This window comes from Streptomyces sp. NBC_01506 (assembly GCF_045040295.1).
GTDB lineage: Bacteria > Actinomycetota > Actinomycetes > Streptomycetales > Streptomycetaceae > Streptomyces.
In genome coordinates, this window is sequence record NZ_CP109422.1 from 3,157,741 (window position 1) to 3,174,058 (window position 16,318).

Consider the following 16,318-nt stretch of genomic DNA (forward strand, 5'->3'; position numbering starts at 1 on the left):
CCTCACTTGTCCCCTTCGAGGGTGTAGGTGCTCTCCCCGGGGCGCAGCGTGGTGGGGCTGTCGTCGGGAAGCAGGGCGAGGCGTACGTGCTGTGCGAAGGACTCGGCGTAGGCGACGCGCTGGGCGTCCTTGGTCTTGAGGGCGAAGGTGATCGGGACGGCCGAGCTGGGTCCGGTGCTGCCCCGGTCGTCCTCCTTGGGCTCCAGCGGCGTCAGTGAACCGACGTCGATGACCTTGGCGTTGGGCACGATGATCCGGGACTGCGCGGATTCGCCGTCGTTCTCGGCGGCGAAGGTGGCGAAGATGTTGACCAGGTCGCCCGCGTTGATCTTGCCCGCGACGCCGGTCGCGGCGTCGATCATGATCGCGATCTCCTGCTCGTCGTTGGCGAGTGCGGGCCGCTTGACGATCATGTCGTCCTGGAGCAGCGACCCCTTCTTGAGCTGGGTGACCGCGATCTTGCCGTTGACGACGGCGAGGTCGGTGACCGCGTTGTCGGACAGCCAGCGCTTGGGCATCTCTATCTTCTCGAACTGCCCCTCCTCCAGCGCCGTGTACGGGGCGACGTCCGCCTTCAGCCGGTACGCGGCCACCTCGGGTCCGACCTTCGAATTCACGTCGCTGATCACCGAGAGCACGCCGGCGAAGGCGCCGAAGGCGCAGAGGACCGAGAGGAGCAGAAGAATGATGCCGCGGCGTTGCCGTGAATTCATGAGCGGGACAACCTCGTTCGAAGACGTGGGACGGGGACTGACGGGGCGGACAGGGATACGGGCAGGGGTACGGGTGGGGAGGCTGCGCGGGTGGGCCGCACGGTGCCGGCCGTCGTCCGGAGTCCGTACGGACCGCCCGGCGAACGGGTCACGACCCGTGGCGCGTTGGTGTTCCTGGATTCAAGACACCTGAACCGTGCGTTTGGTTCGCTGCCGCGGCGAGCGGAGCCGAACAGAATCCGCAACGATCACCGATGAGTTCGAGACCGCACCAGGAACAGACCTCTCGACGTACGGACGAGACCAGTTGATAGAGAACGGAGATATCCGGCAGGAACGCTGCGAATTCGACCATCTTGGACGTGCCCCACCAGCGTGGGGAATCCGCGAGGAGTGACATCTCCTGCACTCCCTGTACGCGCCAGGCCGGGGCGAGCTTCGCGGTCACCCAGTCCGACTGCAACTGCCCCTTCGCCACCAGCAGTTGGGTGCCGAATTCGGGACCGGCCAGTTCACCGTTCCCGATCTTGATCAACTGGGGTTCGGGGTTGGCCAGGACGCCGAACTGTGAGCCCGGCACCCAGGACTTGGCGTGCGACTTGAGACTGACCGGGACCCGGTCGAGCTTGGTGACCGAGTTCAGCAGGGCGCCCGCGTGGATGTAGTGGGAGAGCAGCCGGGCCGCCGACGCGACGACGCCGGCGCTGAAGTCACAGATGGACAACTGCCGCAACTGCCGCACCAGTACGGCGAGACCGAGCGGCGGAAGATCCAGCTTGAGCAGGGCGATTCGGTCGCTCTCCAGGACGGAACGGACCGTGTGCAGCCGCCGCTCGTGCGCCACCGGGATGGAGGCGGGATAGAGCGCGACGACATAACCGTGCTGTTCCACCAGAACCTGCATGTCCGCGAGCGCGGCCTCCAGCGGCTGGGCGTCGGGCGCTTGCAGCAGGGCCGCCGTGGGCGTCTGCTGATCGGTGGGCGGCAGCACCAGATCATGACTGGTGACTGCTATGGCGGTTGACACCTGGATCCCCGTTCGGCCCGGCCCCGGAGTTTCCGGCGACCGCGGTTCTCTCTCTGCGGCTGGTTACCACTGGGTACTGCTGGTCGCGGCTCCTGAGCGCACTTCCGCTTCGAAACCGCTCAACTGCTGCTTCCACCACCCGCGTCGACTTCGAGTACTCCTCTGCACTTTATCCACGACTTAGGGCGCAGAGAACACCTCACCGATGTCAGTGGTCCGCCCCGCACATCGTAGGCAGCACCAAAATCGGGCGAAGCAGTCAGGCGTTAACCCATGTTTCATTTGAACCCGAAACTAGCCGACTCGCACAGCGCCCACCAGGCAACTGGTGCTCTTTGGGTCCGGGTTGGGTCCAGGGACCCACGCCACCGGGTCCGGGCCGTCCGTACGCTCCCAATCCGATTCCGTATACGAAAGAAGTGTGCGGTAACCGAGGGGGACGGTCTGATGAGACGGGCACCGGTAAGAGAAGGTCCACGCGGCGACCGCGGCACCTCCGCCACCGAGTACGTGGGCATGGTGGTGGTCGTCGCGGCCGTCGCCGGGGCACTGGTGGCCACCGGTGTCGACGGGACCGTCGCCGACCAGTTGAAGTGCCTGGTCACCTTCGGACCGTGCTCGCCCGCCGGCGGCGAGGAGAGCCGGGCCGCCCCCAAGACCGACGCCGACTACGAACCGCCGCTGTGTCAGATCTCCTCGATCAGCGACAAGGCCGGGGCCAAAGGCAAGCTGCTGTTCATCGAGTGGGGCGAGGAGTACGGCTTCCAGCAGCAGACCTTCCAGTCCAAGAACGACGTGAACAAGGACGGCAAGATCGACGACAACGACCAGCAGGTGATGATGACCTTCACCGACGCCGCGTCCGTCGCCGCCAAGAAGGACTGGAAACCGGGCGCCAAGGTCGGCAAGTTCGGCTCGGACAAGGTCGAACTCGGCGCGGGGATCAAGGTGACCAACGGTGACACCTGGGTCTTCGACAGCGAGGAGGACGCGGCCAAGTTCCGCGAGGACATCGAGGACCTGAAGACGTACGAGCTGGCCAACCGGCACGCCAACTCGCGTGGCGGCGGGCTCGGCAACTCCATCGCCTACCTCTTCAACAGCGGTCCGCTGTACGAGGAGGAGCAGCTCCGCAAGCGCATAGACGAGAAGCTGGGCGACCGGCACGTCAGCTACGGCAAGGTCGGTCTGGAGGCCAGCGCCGCCGGTGGTATGAAGCTCTCGGCGGGCGACGAGAAGAAGCTGAGCGCGACGCTCGGCGGCAGCTTCAAGTTCTCGCCCGAGGTGACGTGGACCGACAACAACTACCGCGACCTCAAGTCGTACACCTACAGCGCCGCCATCGAGTACACCGGCAAGGTCGGTTACGAGGCGGGGCCCGTCAGCGGCGAGTCGAGCGGGACCACGACCCAGACCGGCACCATCACGGTCAGCCACGACAAGACGACCGGTGAGCTGCTGCGTATCGACATGACACGCACGGTCGAGAAGGGCGCCACGAAGGACGGCGTCACGGTCGGCGGCGACAACGGGAAGAAGGACGGTGACAAGCGCGGCGGCAGCGGCAGCGCGAAGGGCACCGAGAACGAGACCGGTATCGAGGTCGTCACCAACTCCGTCGTACTCAAGCCGGGCGCCGAGGGTGCGAAGCAGCGCGCGATCGCCCAGAAGTGGCTGGACGGCAGCGGTGACAACGGAGCCCCGTTCGCCTACATGTTTGACGACCACGCGCCGACGAAGCGGCCCGGCGCGGACGACCCGTTCGGGCAGCTCCTCTTCGACGAGGGCCTGTCCAGCAAGAACACGTACACCGGCCAGACCGAGGCCGCCGAGTACGGGTTCGAGCTGAATCTGGGTCTGAGCTTCGGCTTCTCGGTCTCCACCGAGAAGAAGGAGGAGAACCTCAATGACGCGCAGTTCCTGGGTGCGCCACAGGGGAACAACCGCAGCTATGTCCCGTACAGCTACTGTGCGAACTGATCCCGGGGACAGGAGCACCCACGCCATGAGCGGCAACGACGGCAGGACGAGAGACAACACGGCAGGCCCGTCCGCACGGTCGGCCCGCACGACCGCGGCCACCGCGGCCACCGCGGCCACCGCGCTCACGACGCTGGCGGCGCTCCTGCTCGCGGCGGGATGCGGCACGCAGGCCGAGTCCGGCACGGTGCCGGAGGGCTGGGGCACGCTCAAGACCCCGGCGCTGACGGTGGCGCACCCGCCGGCGTTCGAGGCGCAGGGCGACGGCGAGCGCAGCAAGTACAACGCGGCGGCGGCGACGCTCTCGGACGACAGCGGGACCATCGGCATGATCACCGTGCAGCTCGACTTCACGGACGCCGACTCGGTGGAGGAGGCGGCGATCGGCGCCGAGGCGGGAATCGCGCTCGGCTCGACGCTCGGCAAGCAGGAGGAGATCACGGTCCCGGGCCCGGACGGCGACGAAGAGGCGCGGCGGGTCAACTTCGCATTCACCCAGAAGGATTCGGCGGCCGGCTCCGGGGCGGGGACCCCGGGCGGAGCCCTGGACCCGAAGGCCGGCACCCGGGTCGAGGGCGTGATCGTCGCGGGTCTGGACGCCGACGACAAGACGTACGCGGTGCGGATCGACGCGGTCGAGGGAAAGCTCGGCGACGGAGACCTGAAGAGAATCATCGACTCGATCACGGTCGAATAGGCGGTCCACGATGGATGTTCCGGGCGGCGATTACCTATTCCTCGGCGGGATGGTTCTGCTTTTCGGCTGGCTGGCAACGCACTACGCGCGTCGCCTTTCGGGCGTGAATCGGGCGCTGCGAAAGGGAATTCGGGCAGAAGGCACCTGCGTACGGATCGAGCAGGAGCCGTACAACCGCTCGGACGCACGACGTCATTTCTTTACTTTCCTTTTGCCGGACGGCCGCCTGATCGAGTTCGAGGATCTGGCGAACCGGTCGGTAGGGGTCGGCGACCCGGTCACGGTGGCGTACGACCCCGCCGCCCCGGAACGTACGGCGACGGTCGCGGGCCGCGGCCACTGGTCGCCGGTGCTCCAGTACGGGGTGCTGGTGGCGGGCTGCGCCCTGGCGGCGGCCGGCTTCGCGGCGGTTCTTATTCTCACGGCGGTCTGAGCGGGCGGGATTCAGGTTCCCGCCCCGGACCGACAGGCACGAGCGGTGACGGAGGCGGTTGACGATGACGAGGTACGGCTACCCGGGGGCGTCCGCCCCCCGGGACGAGGGACGCGGAGCGGCGGTGTTCGCGCTCGCACGCGCCTGGGCGGCCGGCATCGTCGTCCTGCTGCTGACCGAGTACCTCCAGACCACGCTGGTCAACGACCATCTGGCCACGACAGACAATCTGGAGACCTTCAACGGCAGGCTGATGCTGGTCCATCTGCCGAACGCGGTCTGTATAGCCCTGGCCACCTGGGCGGCGGGCAGATTCCACCGCGAACCGTTCCGCGACTCCGCTCCCCAGCACCTGCTGGCGGTCTTCACGGTCGGGGTGGCCGCGCAGGCGCTGAACATGGTGACGCAGTGGCAGGAGCTGGAGGCCGAGGGCATCTTCATGTCGAACGCGGTGCTGGTGGTGGGCGTGGTGTCGGGGTACGCGGGGGAACGGCTCCAGGACGACTGAGTCCGGTTCCGGGGGATCACAAACCGGGCCGGGGCTGTGCTCTTGGGAGAGGCACAGGCATGGCCGCCCCTGTGCGTGCCTTGGGGTGCAGCGCAGGGGCGGCCGGATGGGGTGTCAGCGCAGGGCTTGGGCGACGCGCTGCCGGAGGCCGGGACCGGAGCGACGGCGGCCGGCGCTGCGGGGCGGGTCAGCACGGCGTGTCCCCAGCCCTGAAGTGCGACCAGACGACCGGGCCGAACGGCAGGCGGTCCTCGACCCCCCATCCGTCGGAGAACTTCTCGACGATCAGCAGGCCCCTGCCCGACGGGTCGGTGCCGGAGGGATGCCGGACTGCGGGGCGCCGGCTGCGGCTGTCGTGTAGTTCCAGGCGTACGAAGCCGTCGTCGGCTTCGAGCCTGACCAGGAAGCCGTGACCGGGAGCGGATCCGTGGACGACGGCGTTGGAGGCCAGCTCCGAGACGCAGAGGCGGATGTCCTCGGCGCGGGCGGACAGCCCCCAGGAGTTCAGGGTGGTCAGGGCGAAGTCGCGGGCCTGGCCCACTGATTCGGGCTTCGCGGGGAAGTACTGGTGTGTGGGGTCGGGCATGGCGAGCCTCATGTCTCGGCGTCCAGGGCTGGGGCGTGTCCTGAGATCCGGCGACGGGCGGGGCCGCCGGGAGGGACGGAGTGGCCGTGGCCGGCGGGGCGGGACCGGCGGGTGTCGCGGACCAGCAGCAGGCGGGCCCCGGCCGTCTCGATCCGCCTCTTACGCTCGGCCGCTATTGCCTTGGGGCCCAGGTGGGAGGCGGCGGGCAGGACGACACCGTAGGTGTCGGGCAGCGTGAGCACGTCCAACAGGCCGGTGAACGCCGCCGAGACGGGCCTGGCCGTGGCCGTGCGGTCGGTGAACACCCCGGACAGCGTCAGCTCGTGCTGCCGGCAGTACTCGGCGAGCGATGCGGTCAGGGCGATCTCCCGGGTGCCGGAGACGTTCACCAGCCGCAGGAAGCCATAGACGACCGGGCCGCTGACACGGCGATGCTCCGTGAGGGGTTCCATGCTTCCAACCGTCCAAAGGGAAATAGGCAGAGAGCGGACGGGGCCGTGGCCTGCGGCTTCGGCCCCTCCCACTGAGCGTGGCGGCAATCCAACGGACCTGAAATGACCGGGTGTTGTACTTGCGTTGCACTTGCGTCCCCCGCCATGCGTGCTCCGTGCTTCGATGACTTCTCGGAAAGGAGCAACCGCGTGGCGACCGTGCACCACTGGAGCGGCCTGGAGGCCCATGCTCTGCGGCTGGCGCTGCGAATGAGCGTTCGTGCGTTCGCCGAACACCTCGGTGTCGCCGTCCGCACGGTCTCCAAGTGGGACAAGCTCGCCGCCGCCACCGAACCGCGCCCGGACACCCAGGCCATCCTCGACACCGCGCTCGCCCGCGCGGACGCCGCCGCCCACCTGCGGTTCGAGACCCTGCTGTCCGAGAGGGGCAGGGCCACCGCCACAGGTATCGGACGGCGGGTCGCCACCAGCGGGCCCCGGATGTGGGACTACGAGTCATGGACCGACGACCTGGACCGGACAGTGGTCGCGCTCTCCCGCCAGAACTTCACCTTCGCCTCCAGCCTGCTGGCCCGGTGGATCAGCCGTTGGAGACCACCGGAGCTGGACGACAAGGGCCTGTATCTGTTCGCCCGCTCGACCGCCCTGCTCGGAGACCTTCAGCGCGACCAGGGTGCCGTGCTCGGGCCGCTGTCGGCCCAGCACTCCTATGCCGGGGCCCGCTCGGTCTTCTCCCAGCTCGACATCCCCCGCCGCGTCGCCCAGCTCGACCTGTCGCTGGCGGTGGTCGCGGAGATGTCCGGGAAGCTGGAGATCGCCGCCCGCCACTACGAGACCCTGGCCGTCGACGACCGGCTCTCGCGCCGTGACCGGGCCCGTGCCCGGCTGTGGGTGGGGACCGCGCTGAGCAAGGACGGCAACCACGACTATGCGGCCCGCGTCATGCGGGCGGCGACCCGCGAGTTCGAGGATCTGGCCGAGCCCGACGACTGGTCGGTGGCCCACCAGAAGCTCGCTCTCGCCCACCGCGGCGCCGGCGATCTCGCCGGCGCCCTGCACTTCATCGACATCGCCCGCAGCAGTCAGGCGACGGACTCACCGATGCAACATGTGCGACTGGATACCGCCCACGGTCACATCCTGCTTTCCGACCGGGACACCCGCGATGATGGACTTCTCGTCCTCGGCCAGGCCGCCAAGGTGGCCGCGCGGTACGGACTTGTGCACCAACTGCGCAGTATCGAGGGCATCAAGGCCATGAGCGAGGGGCCGACCGGACCCCGGCAACGGTGACCAGGGAGAGACACGCGTGAGTGACAATCAGCAGGCCCTGACCGAGGACCAGTGGCAGCAGGCCAAGTTGATCTGGGACTACCACCAGATGCACCACGCGGTGCGGCCCGTGGATGTGGCGATCGGCCTGGGCAGCCACGACCTCGCAGTGGCCGCGTTCTCCGCCGAGTTGTATCGCGCCGGGCTCTTCCCGTACCTGGTCTTCACCGGCGGCAACAGCCCCACCACCGCCAAGGTGTTCCCGCGCGGCGAAGCCGTGCACTTCAGCGAGCACGCCATCGGCCTCGGCGTCCCCGCCTCATCGATCCTGCTGGAACCGAACGCCGGGAACACCGGGCAGAACATCACCCTCTCCCGCGAGGTGCTGGCCGCCGCCGGGATCACACCGAAGACCGTGTTGCTGGTCTCCAAGCCCTATATGGAGCGGCGATCCTTCGCCACCGCCCGCAAGTTGTGGCCCGAGATCGAGATCATCTGTGCCTCGGAGCCACTGGAGTTCGACGACTATCTCAAGAGCATCGGCGACGAGAAACTCGTCCTGGACATGCTCGTCGGCGACCTCCAGCGGGTGATCGAGTATCCGAAGCTCGGTTTCGCCATCGAGCAGTACGTCCCGGAGGACGTGCATGCCGCATACGAATCTCTGCGCGCCGGCGGCTTCGACAGCCGTCTCCTCACGACGTGAGCTGCCGCCGCCGGGCGGCCTGTGCGCGATCCACCAGCCCAATCTCTTCCCCCGGCTGACCACCCTCGCCAAGCTGTTCGCGGCGGACTACTGGATCGTCCTGGACGACGTTCAGTTCACCCGCCGCGACTACCAGCACCGGGCCCGCCTGGCAGCCCTCGGCGACCCACTCCAACAGCAGTGGCTTCCATCCCCACCCGCCTTCCCGGTGGCCGACAGACGGCCATCAGGAACGCTCTGATCGTCGACCCGATACGGTCCCGTCGACGGACCACGCAGATGCTCTGGCAGTACTTCGGGTCCAGCCCGCACTGGCCCACCCTCGACCAGGCATTGGTCCCGGTGCTCGACCTGTTCACCACCACCGACAAGACCGCCGATGTCACGGAGGCGTCCACGCACATCCTGCTGGACCTGCTCGGCTGGAAGGGCCAGGTCCTCCGTAGCAGTCGGCTGGCGGCCCGGCCGGGGCGCTCACGGCGGCTCGCTGATCTGGCCGCGGCCACCGGGGCGAGGTCATATCTGTGCGGGACCGGCGGCATGAAATACCTGGAGACCGACCTCTTCACCTCCCGCAGTATCAGCGTCACGCCGTTCCGCACGCCGACGGCAGGCGGGTGGGACTCCGGCCGTGCGATCAGCGCACTCCGGGCTCTGATGCTCCTCGGACCGTCGGCCCTGGCTGACGCACTGCGGGCAGTCGCCGCCGACCAGGACGAGTCCCGGTCTGGCCTGCTGGGCTTCGTCCGTACGCATGACGCGAACTCCGGCGTGATCCAGGGCGCGCTGTTTGACCCGGGCCCGAAGTGGCCGCGCAGGCGCTGAACATGGTGACGCAGTGGCAGGAGCTGGAGGCCGAGGGCATCTTCATGTCGAACGCGGTGCTGGTGGTGGGCGTGGTGTCGGGGTACGCGGGGGAACGGCTTCAGGACGACTAGGCCCTGTCCGGAAGTGTTTTCGATGTCCCGCCTGCCCAACTTCGGCCATATGTGCGGGACACGCGGGAAGGCGGGCACCGTATCCGGCCATCGACGGCCGAACGGCTTGCCCGCCTTGTGCCCTCGTGTGAGGTTTCCGTCTGGTAGGAGACCGGACCAAAAGGGGAGAATCGTATGCGTACCAGAATCTGGGCCTCAGGCGTGGCGCTGGGGGCCGTCGTGCTCGCCGGCGGCGCCGTCGCCGTACCCGCGTCGGCCGTCGCGCCGGCCGTCGCGTCAGCACCTGTCCTCGTGGGTTACTACGACACCATCGAGGAGTGCTTCGAGGTCGGCCAGACACAGGTCGGCGAGCACGCGTGCGTCCGCAGCGGCGCCAGGTGGGCGCTGTACGTCTACCCGTAACCGACAGGAGCCCGCCGGTCGCCCGCGCCCGTACATGAGGCGCGGGCGACCGTGTTGTCACCGCCCCCAGTGGTGCCGCGTTGGTGGCATGTCGTGTCAGAGGTATTGACAACTTGAATGGTCTGGACCATTTTTACCGCCAAGCGGTGGCCACCGTTCCTGACCCGTACCTCCAACCCGACCCCCCCAGCGGAGGCATCAAGTGGAACGCGTAACCGACGGCGGACGCAGACGCAGACATCCCCTCGGGGGACGAGTACGGAGCTGGCTGGGCGGGACGGTGGCCGTCCTGGCCGCCGGGGCCCTGAGTCTGGGCGGGCTCAGTGGTGTGGCGCAGGCCGCCGACATCAATGTCGCCAAGAACGCGGGCTTCGAGTCGGGGCTCACCAACTGGTCCTGTTCCGGCGGGAGCGGGGCCGTCGTGGGGTCTCCCGTACGCAGCGGGGCCGGCGCGCTGAAGGGGACACCCGCCGGGCAGGACAACGCCCGGTGCTCGCAGTCCGTGGCCGTGCAGCCCAACTCGACCTACACGCTGAGCGCTTGGGTGCAGGGCGGTTACGCGTACCTCGGGGCCAGCGGCACCGGGACCACCGACGTGTCGACCTGGACGCCCGGCGAGAGCAGCTTCAAGCAGCTCACCACGACCTTCAGAACCGGCGCCTCGACGCGCGCGGTGACCGTCTACACCCACGGCTGGTACGGGCAGAGCGCGTACGTCGTGGACGACGTGTCCGTCTTCGGACCGGACGGCGGCGGGGGCGGCGACCCCGACCCGCAGGCTCCCGGCACTCCCACCGGGCTCGCGACCGGCGCCGTGACCGCCTCGTCGGTGGCGCTGAGCTGGAGCGCGGTGAGCGGCGCGACGGGGTACAAGATCTACCGGGACGGTACGCAGGTCCAGACGGCGACCGGGACTTCGGCGACCGTGACCGGGCTGGCGGCCGACACCGCGTACCAGTTCCAGGTCTCGGCGACCAACGCGGTCGGCGAGTCCGCGAAGTCGGCGGCCGTCAGCGGCCGGACCGCACCGGGCGGCGGCGATCCGGGCGGGCCCGGCGTACCGAAGCACGCGCTGACCGGGTACTGGCAGAACTTCAACAACGGTGCCACCGTCCAGAAACTCCGCGACGTACAGGCGCAGTTCGACATCATCGCCGTGGCGTTCGCCGACTCGACGACCACGCCCGGCCAGATCGTCTTCAACCTCAGCTCGGCACTCGGCTACTCCGGGGTCGCCGAGTTCAAGTCCGACATCGCCGCGAAGAAGGCCGCCGGCAAGTCCGTGATCATCTCGGTGGGCGGCGAGCTGGGCAACGTCACGATCAACAGTGACGCCTCGGCGACGGCGTTCGCCGACAGCACCTACGCCCTGATGCAGGAGTACGGCTTCAACGGCGTCGACATCGACCTCGAGCACGGCATCAACTCCACCTACATGATCAAGGCGTTGCGGCAGCTCTCGGCGAAGGCCGGGTCCGGGCTCGTCCTGACCATGGCGCCGCAGACCATCGACATGCAGAACACCGGCAGTGAGTACTTCAAGACGGCGCTGGCCGTGAAGGACATCCTGACCGTCGTCAACACGCAGTACTACAACAGCGGCACGATGCTCGGCTGCGACGGACAGGTCTACGCACAGGGCACCGTCGACTTCCTCACCGCCCTCGCCTGCATCCAGCTCGAAGGCGGCCTCGACCCGTCCCAGGTCGGCCTCGGCGTCCCCGCGTCCACGCGGGCGGCGGGTGGCGGCTACACCGCCCCGACCGTCGTCAACAACGCCCTCAACTGCCTTACGCGCGGCACCAATTGCGGCAACTTCAAACCGACGAAGACCTATCCCGGGCTGCGCGGTGCGATGACCTGGTCCACCAACTGGGACGCGACGGCCGGCAACGCCTGGTCGGGCGTGGTCGGACCGCACGTGCACGCCCTGCCGTAATCACACCCCCCACACACACAGACCAGCAGCGCCGCCGCTCCCCCGGCGGCGCTGCTGCGGGGCCATCGCGTCCAGGCCCTTGACAAGACCAATGGTCTGGACCAGTTTGTACGTCCAAACGGTGGCCACCGTTCCGTACCGCACCCCCCACATCTCCCCCCACGGAGGCCATGCAGTGCACACGCTCAAAGTCCTTGCCGTAGCAGGCGTTCTCGCCGTCGCCGGACTGGCCGTACCCGCGGCCAACGCCGCCCCCACCCCCGCCCCCGCCGCCGTACCGGCCCACGCCGTGACCGGGTACTGGCAGAACTTCAACAACGGCGCCACCGTCCAGACGCTGGCCCAGGTCCAGGACGACTACGACATCATCGCCGTCGCGTTCGCGGACGCGACCGGCACGCCCGGACAGGTCGACTTCACGCTCGACTCGGCCGGTCTCGGCGGCTACACCGACGCGCGGTTCAAGGCCGACGTGGCCGCCAAGCAGGCCGCGGGCAAGTCGGTCGTCATCTCCATCGGCGGCGAGAAGGGCACCGTCGCGGTCAACAGCGAGGCGTCGGCGAACGCCTTCGCCGCCTCCGTGTCCGCGCTGATGAACGAGTACGGCTTCGACGGCGTCGACATCGACCTCGAGAACGGCATCAACTCCACCTACATGACACAGGCGTTGAGGTCGATCGCCGGTCAGGCGGGCCCCGGCTTCGTCCTGACGATGGCGCCGCAGACCATCGACATGCAGAACACCGGCACCGAGTACTTCAAGACGGCACTCGCGGTGAAGGACATCCTCACCGTCGTCAACACGCAGTACTACAACAGCGGCACCATGCTCGGCTGCGACGGCAAGGTCTACGCACAGGGCACCGTCGACTTCCTCACCGCCCTCGCCTGCATCCAGCTCGAGAGCGGCCTCGACCCCTCGCAGGTCGGTCTCGGTCTGCCGTCCTCGCCGAGCGCGGCGGGCGGCGGCTACACCGCCCCGACCGTCGTCAACAACGCGCTGGACTGTCTGACGCGCGGCACCAACTGCGGCAGCTTCACACCGTCCAAGACCTACCCGGGCCTGCGCGGCACGATGGCCTGGTCCACCAACTGGGACGCGTCCAACGGCAACGCCTGGTCCAGGACGGTCGGCCCGCACGTGCACGCCCTGCCGTAGAACCGCCGTAGAACCGCCGTAGAACCGCCGTAGAACCGCCGTAGCGGCAACCCCGTAAGTCCACCCCCCGCAGACCGGTGGCGCCGTCGGACCCCGACGGCGCCACCGTGTGCTGTCACCCGGCTCTCACCAGGGCAGATCCCGCACCTGCTGCACACACAGCACGACGAACAGCAGCCCGCCCGCCGCGAGCATCCCGTTGCTCAGCTTGCCGTTGCGCCATTCCCTCGGCGTACGCGAGGAGTTGAGCAGCACGAGCAGTGTCAGTGCCAGGAACGGCATGAAGAAGGCGCCGAGCACGCCGTAGACAACGACCAGGCCGAACGGCTCGTCCAGGAAGAGCAGGGTGATCGGCGGGAAGGTCAGCCAGAGCAGATACACCCGGAACGGCACCGACCGCTCCCGCCTGCCCGCCGCGACCTCCGCCGCCGTCCCCCGCTCGACCGGGACGCCCTTGCGGTCGAGTTGCCAGCGCTCGACGAAGTCCGCGAACATCAGGCTCACGCCGTGCCACACGCCGATGAGCGACGAGAAGGACGTGGCGAAGAAGCCGACCAGGAACAGCTTCGCCGTCGTGCCGCCGAAGCGCTCCTCAAGGATGCCGCCGAGTTCGACCAGGCCCTTGTCGCCCGAGGTGAGGGCGATCTGTGAGGAGTGCAGCAGCTCGGCGCCGACGATCAGCATCGCGACGACGAAGATGCCGGTGGTGATGTAGGCGACGCGGTTGTCCAGGCGCATCACCTTCATCCAGCCGGTGTTGGTCCAGCCCTTGGCGTTCACCCAGTACCCGTAGGCGGCCATGGTGATCGTGCCGCCGACCCCGCCGATCAGACCGAGGGTGTACAGCAGCGAGCCGTCCGGCAGTACGGGGGCGAGCCCCGCGAAGGCCGCGCCGAGATCGGGCGCGACGCGTATCGCGACGTACACGACCACGACGAACATGGTGCCGATCAGCACCGTCATGACCTTCTCGAACACGGCGTACCGGTTGAACCAGACGAAGACCAGGCCGATCAGTCCCGTGATCACGGCCCAGGTCTTCAGCCCGGGACCGTCCGGAAAGAGCGCGACGATCGGCAGGGCGCTGGAGGACATGGCGGTCGCGCCGTAGACGAAGCCCCAGACCACGACGTAGACCGCGAAGTAGACGGTGGTCCACCGGCCGAGGCTGCGCCAGCCCTCGAAGAGGGTACGGCCGGTGGCCAGATGCCAGCGGCCGGCCGCCTCGGCGAGGGAGATCTTGACGACGCAGCCGATGACGGCGGCCCAGAGCAGCGTGTAGCCGAACTTGCTGCCCGCGATGAGGGTGGCGACCAGGTCACCGGCGCCGACACCGGTCGCGGCCACGACGATGCCGGGGCCGATGTATCTCCAACTCGACTTGCGTGGCTGTGATTTGGTGGTGTCCGTACCGCTGTCGGTGATATCTGCCATGCGTCGACCTCCACACTCGTCCCCGTCAGTGACTCGGGTCACCAAAGCGGGACGGCGAAGATCGCGCAAGAGGGCCGACGGTCCGGGTTCAGGGGGCCGGCCGGTCCCGGCGGCTGAGATAGACATGGAGTACGTATCCGAGGTCGCGGAACCAGTGCTCCAGCGTCACGCGGTTACGGGCCTTCACCCCGCACTCGTAGAACTTCCCGCCGGGCAGGACGACGGCCACCATGAGCCGGTGGCCGCCGACGCCCGGTTTGGAGTGGACGCTCTGGATCTCCGCCCACGGGAACTCGGCGCTCTGCCCCTCGAAGTCGAACGTCACGCCGGTCTCGTCCACGACGATGCCGCTGCGGCTGTCGGCGGCGAGGAATTCCGGATTGGCGTGCGGGTTCGCGGGCGGGCTCGCCTGCGGCTGGGGTGGTGGGGACAGGTAGGGGTTCGGCTGCGGCGGTGGCTGCCCGTACGGCTGTGGCGGCAGGGGTGGCTGCGGTGGCTGCGGTGGCGGATTCAAATACGGGTTCGGTTCCGGGTACATGGAGCCGTACCGTACCTAAATCACCAGACTGAGCAGCGCGGCGACCACGAATCCGGCCACCGACAGGACCGTCTCCAGCACCGTCCACGACTTGAGGGTGTCGCGCTCGGAGATGCCGAAGTACTTGGCCACCATCCAGAATCCGCCGTCGTTGACGTGCGAGGCGAAGATCGAGCCCGCCGAGATCGCCATGATGATCAGCGCGAGATGCGCCTGCGACATGGACTGGCCCTCGACCAGCGGTACGACGATGCCCGCCGTGGTGACGATCGCGACCGTCGCCGAGCCCTGGGCGACGCGCAGCACGACCGAGATCAGCCACGCCAGCACGATGACCGGCAGACCGACGTCGTTGAAGGTGTCGGCGAGCGCGTCGGCGATGCCGCTGCCCTTGAGTACGGCTCCGAACACCCCGCCCGCGCCCACGACCAGCAGGATGTTGCCGACCGGCTTGAGAGACGCGGTGGAGACGGTCTCCAGGGACTTGCGGGACCAGCCGCGCCGGATGCCGAGCAGGTAGTACGCGAGCAGCAGCGCGATCGTCAGCGCCACGAACGGGTGGCCGAAGAACTCGACCACCGACCGCAACGTGCTCGGGTCCAGGGCGATGGAGGAGAACGTCGCGAGCAGGATGAGGATGAGCGGGGTGCCGATGATCGCGAGCACCGTGCCGAGCGCGACCGGCCGCTCGGGCGGGGTGACGCCCGACGCCTCCTGCTCGGCGGCGACGGCGCTCTTGGCCTCGGCCGCCGCCTCGACCATGTCCTGCGGTACGTCGACGAAGAGGCGCTTTCCGATCCACGCGGCGTAGACCCAGGCGGCGAGCACGGCCGGGACGCCGACGACGACACCCATCAGGATGACCCAGCCGAGGTCGACATTGAACAGACCGGCGGCGGCGACGGGGCCGGGGTGCGGGGGCAGGAACGCGTGGGTCATCGACAGTCCGGCGAGCAGCGGCATCGCGTACAGCAGGATCGACTTGCCGGAGCGCTTGGCCGCCGCGTACACGATCGGCGCGAGGACGAAGATGCCGACGTCGAAGAAGACCGGGATACCGAAGACGACACCGGTGACGCCCATCGCGAGCGGGGCGCGCTTCTCGCCGAAGAGGTTGAGCAGCCGGGTGCTCAACACCTCGGCGCCGCCCGACACTTCGAGGATCGCGCCGAGCATCGTGCCGAGTCCGATGATGATCGCGACATGGCCGAGGATGCCGCCCATGCCGGACTCGATCATCGAGACGGCGGCCGACTTCTGGACGGTGCCGAAGAGTTCGGTCACCGACAGTCCGGCGGCGAGGCCGACGGCTATGGAGACACCGAGCAGGGCGACGAACGGCTGGAGCCTGACCTTGATGATCAGGACGAGCAGGAGAACGATTCCGAGGACGGCGACGGTCAGCAGACCGGCCGTCCCGTCTATGAGCAGAAGCAGTCCGCCGGTGTGGGGCGGGGCCTCGGGCGCGGGGGGTGCGGGGGCGGCGAGCAGCATGGGGGGCCTCGTGCTTTCGAGCGTCAGAGCGGTACGAGCG

General features: G+C 68.4%; 18 protein-coding genes. 11 read left to right on the forward strand and 7 right to left on the reverse strand.

All coding sequences use genetic code 11. The features are described 5' to 3' along the window. Positions 1-2 precede the first annotated feature (2 nt). Together cpaB and OG329_RS13505 are read right to left on the reverse strand one after the other, a co-directional pair. Positions 3-713 carry a Flp pilus assembly protein CpaB gene (cpaB, locus tag OG329_RS13500; RefSeq protein ID WP_405795214.1) on the reverse strand — a complete coding sequence of 237 codons (711 nt, stop codon included), beginning with the start codon at positions 711-713 and terminating at the stop codon, positions 3-5. Positions 714-861: 148 nt separating this feature from the next. Further along, a complete protein-coding gene (locus tag OG329_RS13505) occupies positions 862-1,740 on the reverse strand; it encodes a hypothetical protein (protein WP_405795216.1) in 879 nt (292 codons plus the stop codon). Positions 1,741-2,187: 447 nt separating this feature from the next. On the opposite strand from OG329_RS13505, the gene OG329_RS13510 reads away from it, so the two are divergent. From OG329_RS13510 to OG329_RS13525, 4 genes are all read left to right on the forward strand, one after another. Beyond that, the gene (locus OG329_RS13510; RefSeq protein WP_405795217.1) at positions 2,188-3,720 is read left to right on the forward strand and encodes a hypothetical protein; all 1,533 of its coding nucleotides are present in this window, start codon (positions 2,188-2,190) and stop codon (positions 3,718-3,720) included. Positions 3,721-3,745: 25 nt separating this feature from the next. Next, on the forward strand, positions 3,746-4,417 hold the full coding sequence (locus OG329_RS13515) for a hypothetical protein (RefSeq protein WP_405795219.1): 672 nt from the start codon (positions 3,746-3,748) through the stop codon (positions 4,415-4,417). A gap of 10 nt (positions 4,418-4,427) precedes the next feature. Further along, the gene (locus OG329_RS13520) at positions 4,428-4,850 is read left to right on the forward strand and encodes a DUF3592 domain-containing protein (RefSeq protein ID WP_405795220.1); all 423 of its coding nucleotides are present in this window, start codon (positions 4,428-4,430) and stop codon (positions 4,848-4,850) included. A 64-nt stretch (positions 4,851-4,914) separates the two neighbouring features. Further along, positions 4,915-5,358: a hypothetical protein gene (locus OG329_RS13525; RefSeq protein WP_405795222.1), complete on the forward strand. Its 444-nt coding sequence runs from the start codon at positions 4,915-4,917 to the stop codon at positions 5,356-5,358. Positions 5,359-5,545: 187 nt separating this feature from the next. Here OG329_RS13525 and OG329_RS13530 read toward each other — a convergent pair whose 3' ends face one another. Continuing rightward, positions 5,546-5,944: an ATP-binding protein gene (locus OG329_RS13530; RefSeq protein WP_405795223.1), complete on the reverse strand. Its 399-nt coding sequence runs from the start codon at positions 5,942-5,944 to the stop codon at positions 5,546-5,548. Positions 5,945-5,952: 8 nt separating this feature from the next. Continuing rightward, positions 5,953-6,396, reverse strand: coding sequence for a hypothetical protein (locus tag OG329_RS13535; RefSeq protein WP_405795224.1), 444 nt, complete (start codon positions 6,394-6,396; stop codon positions 5,953-5,955). Positions 6,397-6,585: 189 nt separating this feature from the next. Between OG329_RS13535 and OG329_RS13540 the strand changes: the two genes are divergently transcribed. From OG329_RS13540 to OG329_RS13570, 7 genes are all read left to right on the forward strand, one after another. After that, positions 6,586-7,689, forward strand: a complete 1,104-nt coding sequence (locus tag OG329_RS13540; RefSeq protein WP_405795226.1) for a helix-turn-helix domain-containing protein — start codon at positions 6,586-6,588, stop codon at positions 7,687-7,689. A 16-nt stretch (positions 7,690-7,705) separates the two neighbouring features. After that, the gene (locus tag OG329_RS13545; RefSeq protein WP_405795227.1) at positions 7,706-8,374 is read left to right on the forward strand and encodes a YdcF family protein; all 669 of its coding nucleotides are present in this window, start codon (positions 7,706-7,708) and stop codon (positions 8,372-8,374) included. Beyond that, positions 8,316-8,615, forward strand: a complete 300-nt coding sequence (locus OG329_RS13550) for a WbqC family protein (protein WP_405795229.1) — start codon at positions 8,316-8,318, stop codon at positions 8,613-8,615. Before OG329_RS13545 ends, OG329_RS13550 begins: the two co-directional genes overlap by 59 nt. Further along, complete coding sequence (locus OG329_RS13555) at positions 8,555-9,199, forward strand: WbqC family protein (protein WP_405795231.1); 645 nt, start codon at positions 8,555-8,557, stop codon at positions 9,197-9,199. Before OG329_RS13550 ends, OG329_RS13555 begins: the two co-directional genes overlap by 61 nt. 287 nt (positions 9,200-9,486) lie before the next feature. Beyond that, positions 9,487-9,714 (forward strand): hypothetical protein, encoded by a 228-nt coding sequence (locus OG329_RS13560; RefSeq protein WP_405795232.1) that lies wholly within the window; start codon positions 9,487-9,489, stop codon positions 9,712-9,714. Positions 9,715-9,916: 202 nt separating this feature from the next. After that, positions 9,917-11,653, forward strand: a complete 1,737-nt coding sequence (locus tag OG329_RS13565) for a chitinase (RefSeq protein ID WP_405795233.1) — start codon at positions 9,917-9,919, stop codon at positions 11,651-11,653. A 91-nt stretch (positions 11,654-11,744) separates the two neighbouring features. After that, positions 11,745-12,812, forward strand: a complete 1,068-nt coding sequence (locus OG329_RS13570) for a chitinase (protein ID WP_405795235.1) — start codon at positions 11,745-11,747, stop codon at positions 12,810-12,812. Positions 12,813-12,938: 126 nt separating this feature from the next. Here OG329_RS13570 and OG329_RS13575 read toward each other — a convergent pair whose 3' ends face one another. From OG329_RS13575 to OG329_RS13585, 3 genes are all read right to left on the reverse strand, one after another. Beyond that, complete coding sequence (locus OG329_RS13575; RefSeq protein WP_405795236.1) at positions 12,939-14,246, reverse strand: Nramp family divalent metal transporter; 1,308 nt, start codon at positions 14,244-14,246, stop codon at positions 12,939-12,941. Between the two features lie 88 nt (positions 14,247-14,334). After that, on the reverse strand, positions 14,335-14,784 hold the full coding sequence (locus OG329_RS13580; RefSeq protein WP_405795237.1) for a hypothetical protein: 450 nt from the start codon (positions 14,782-14,784) through the stop codon (positions 14,335-14,337). A 15-nt stretch (positions 14,785-14,799) separates the two neighbouring features. Next, on the reverse strand, positions 14,800-16,278 hold the full coding sequence (locus OG329_RS13585) for a GntP family permease (protein ID WP_405795238.1): 1,479 nt from the start codon (positions 16,276-16,278) through the stop codon (positions 14,800-14,802). Between the last annotated feature and the right edge of the window lie 40 nt (positions 16,279-16,318).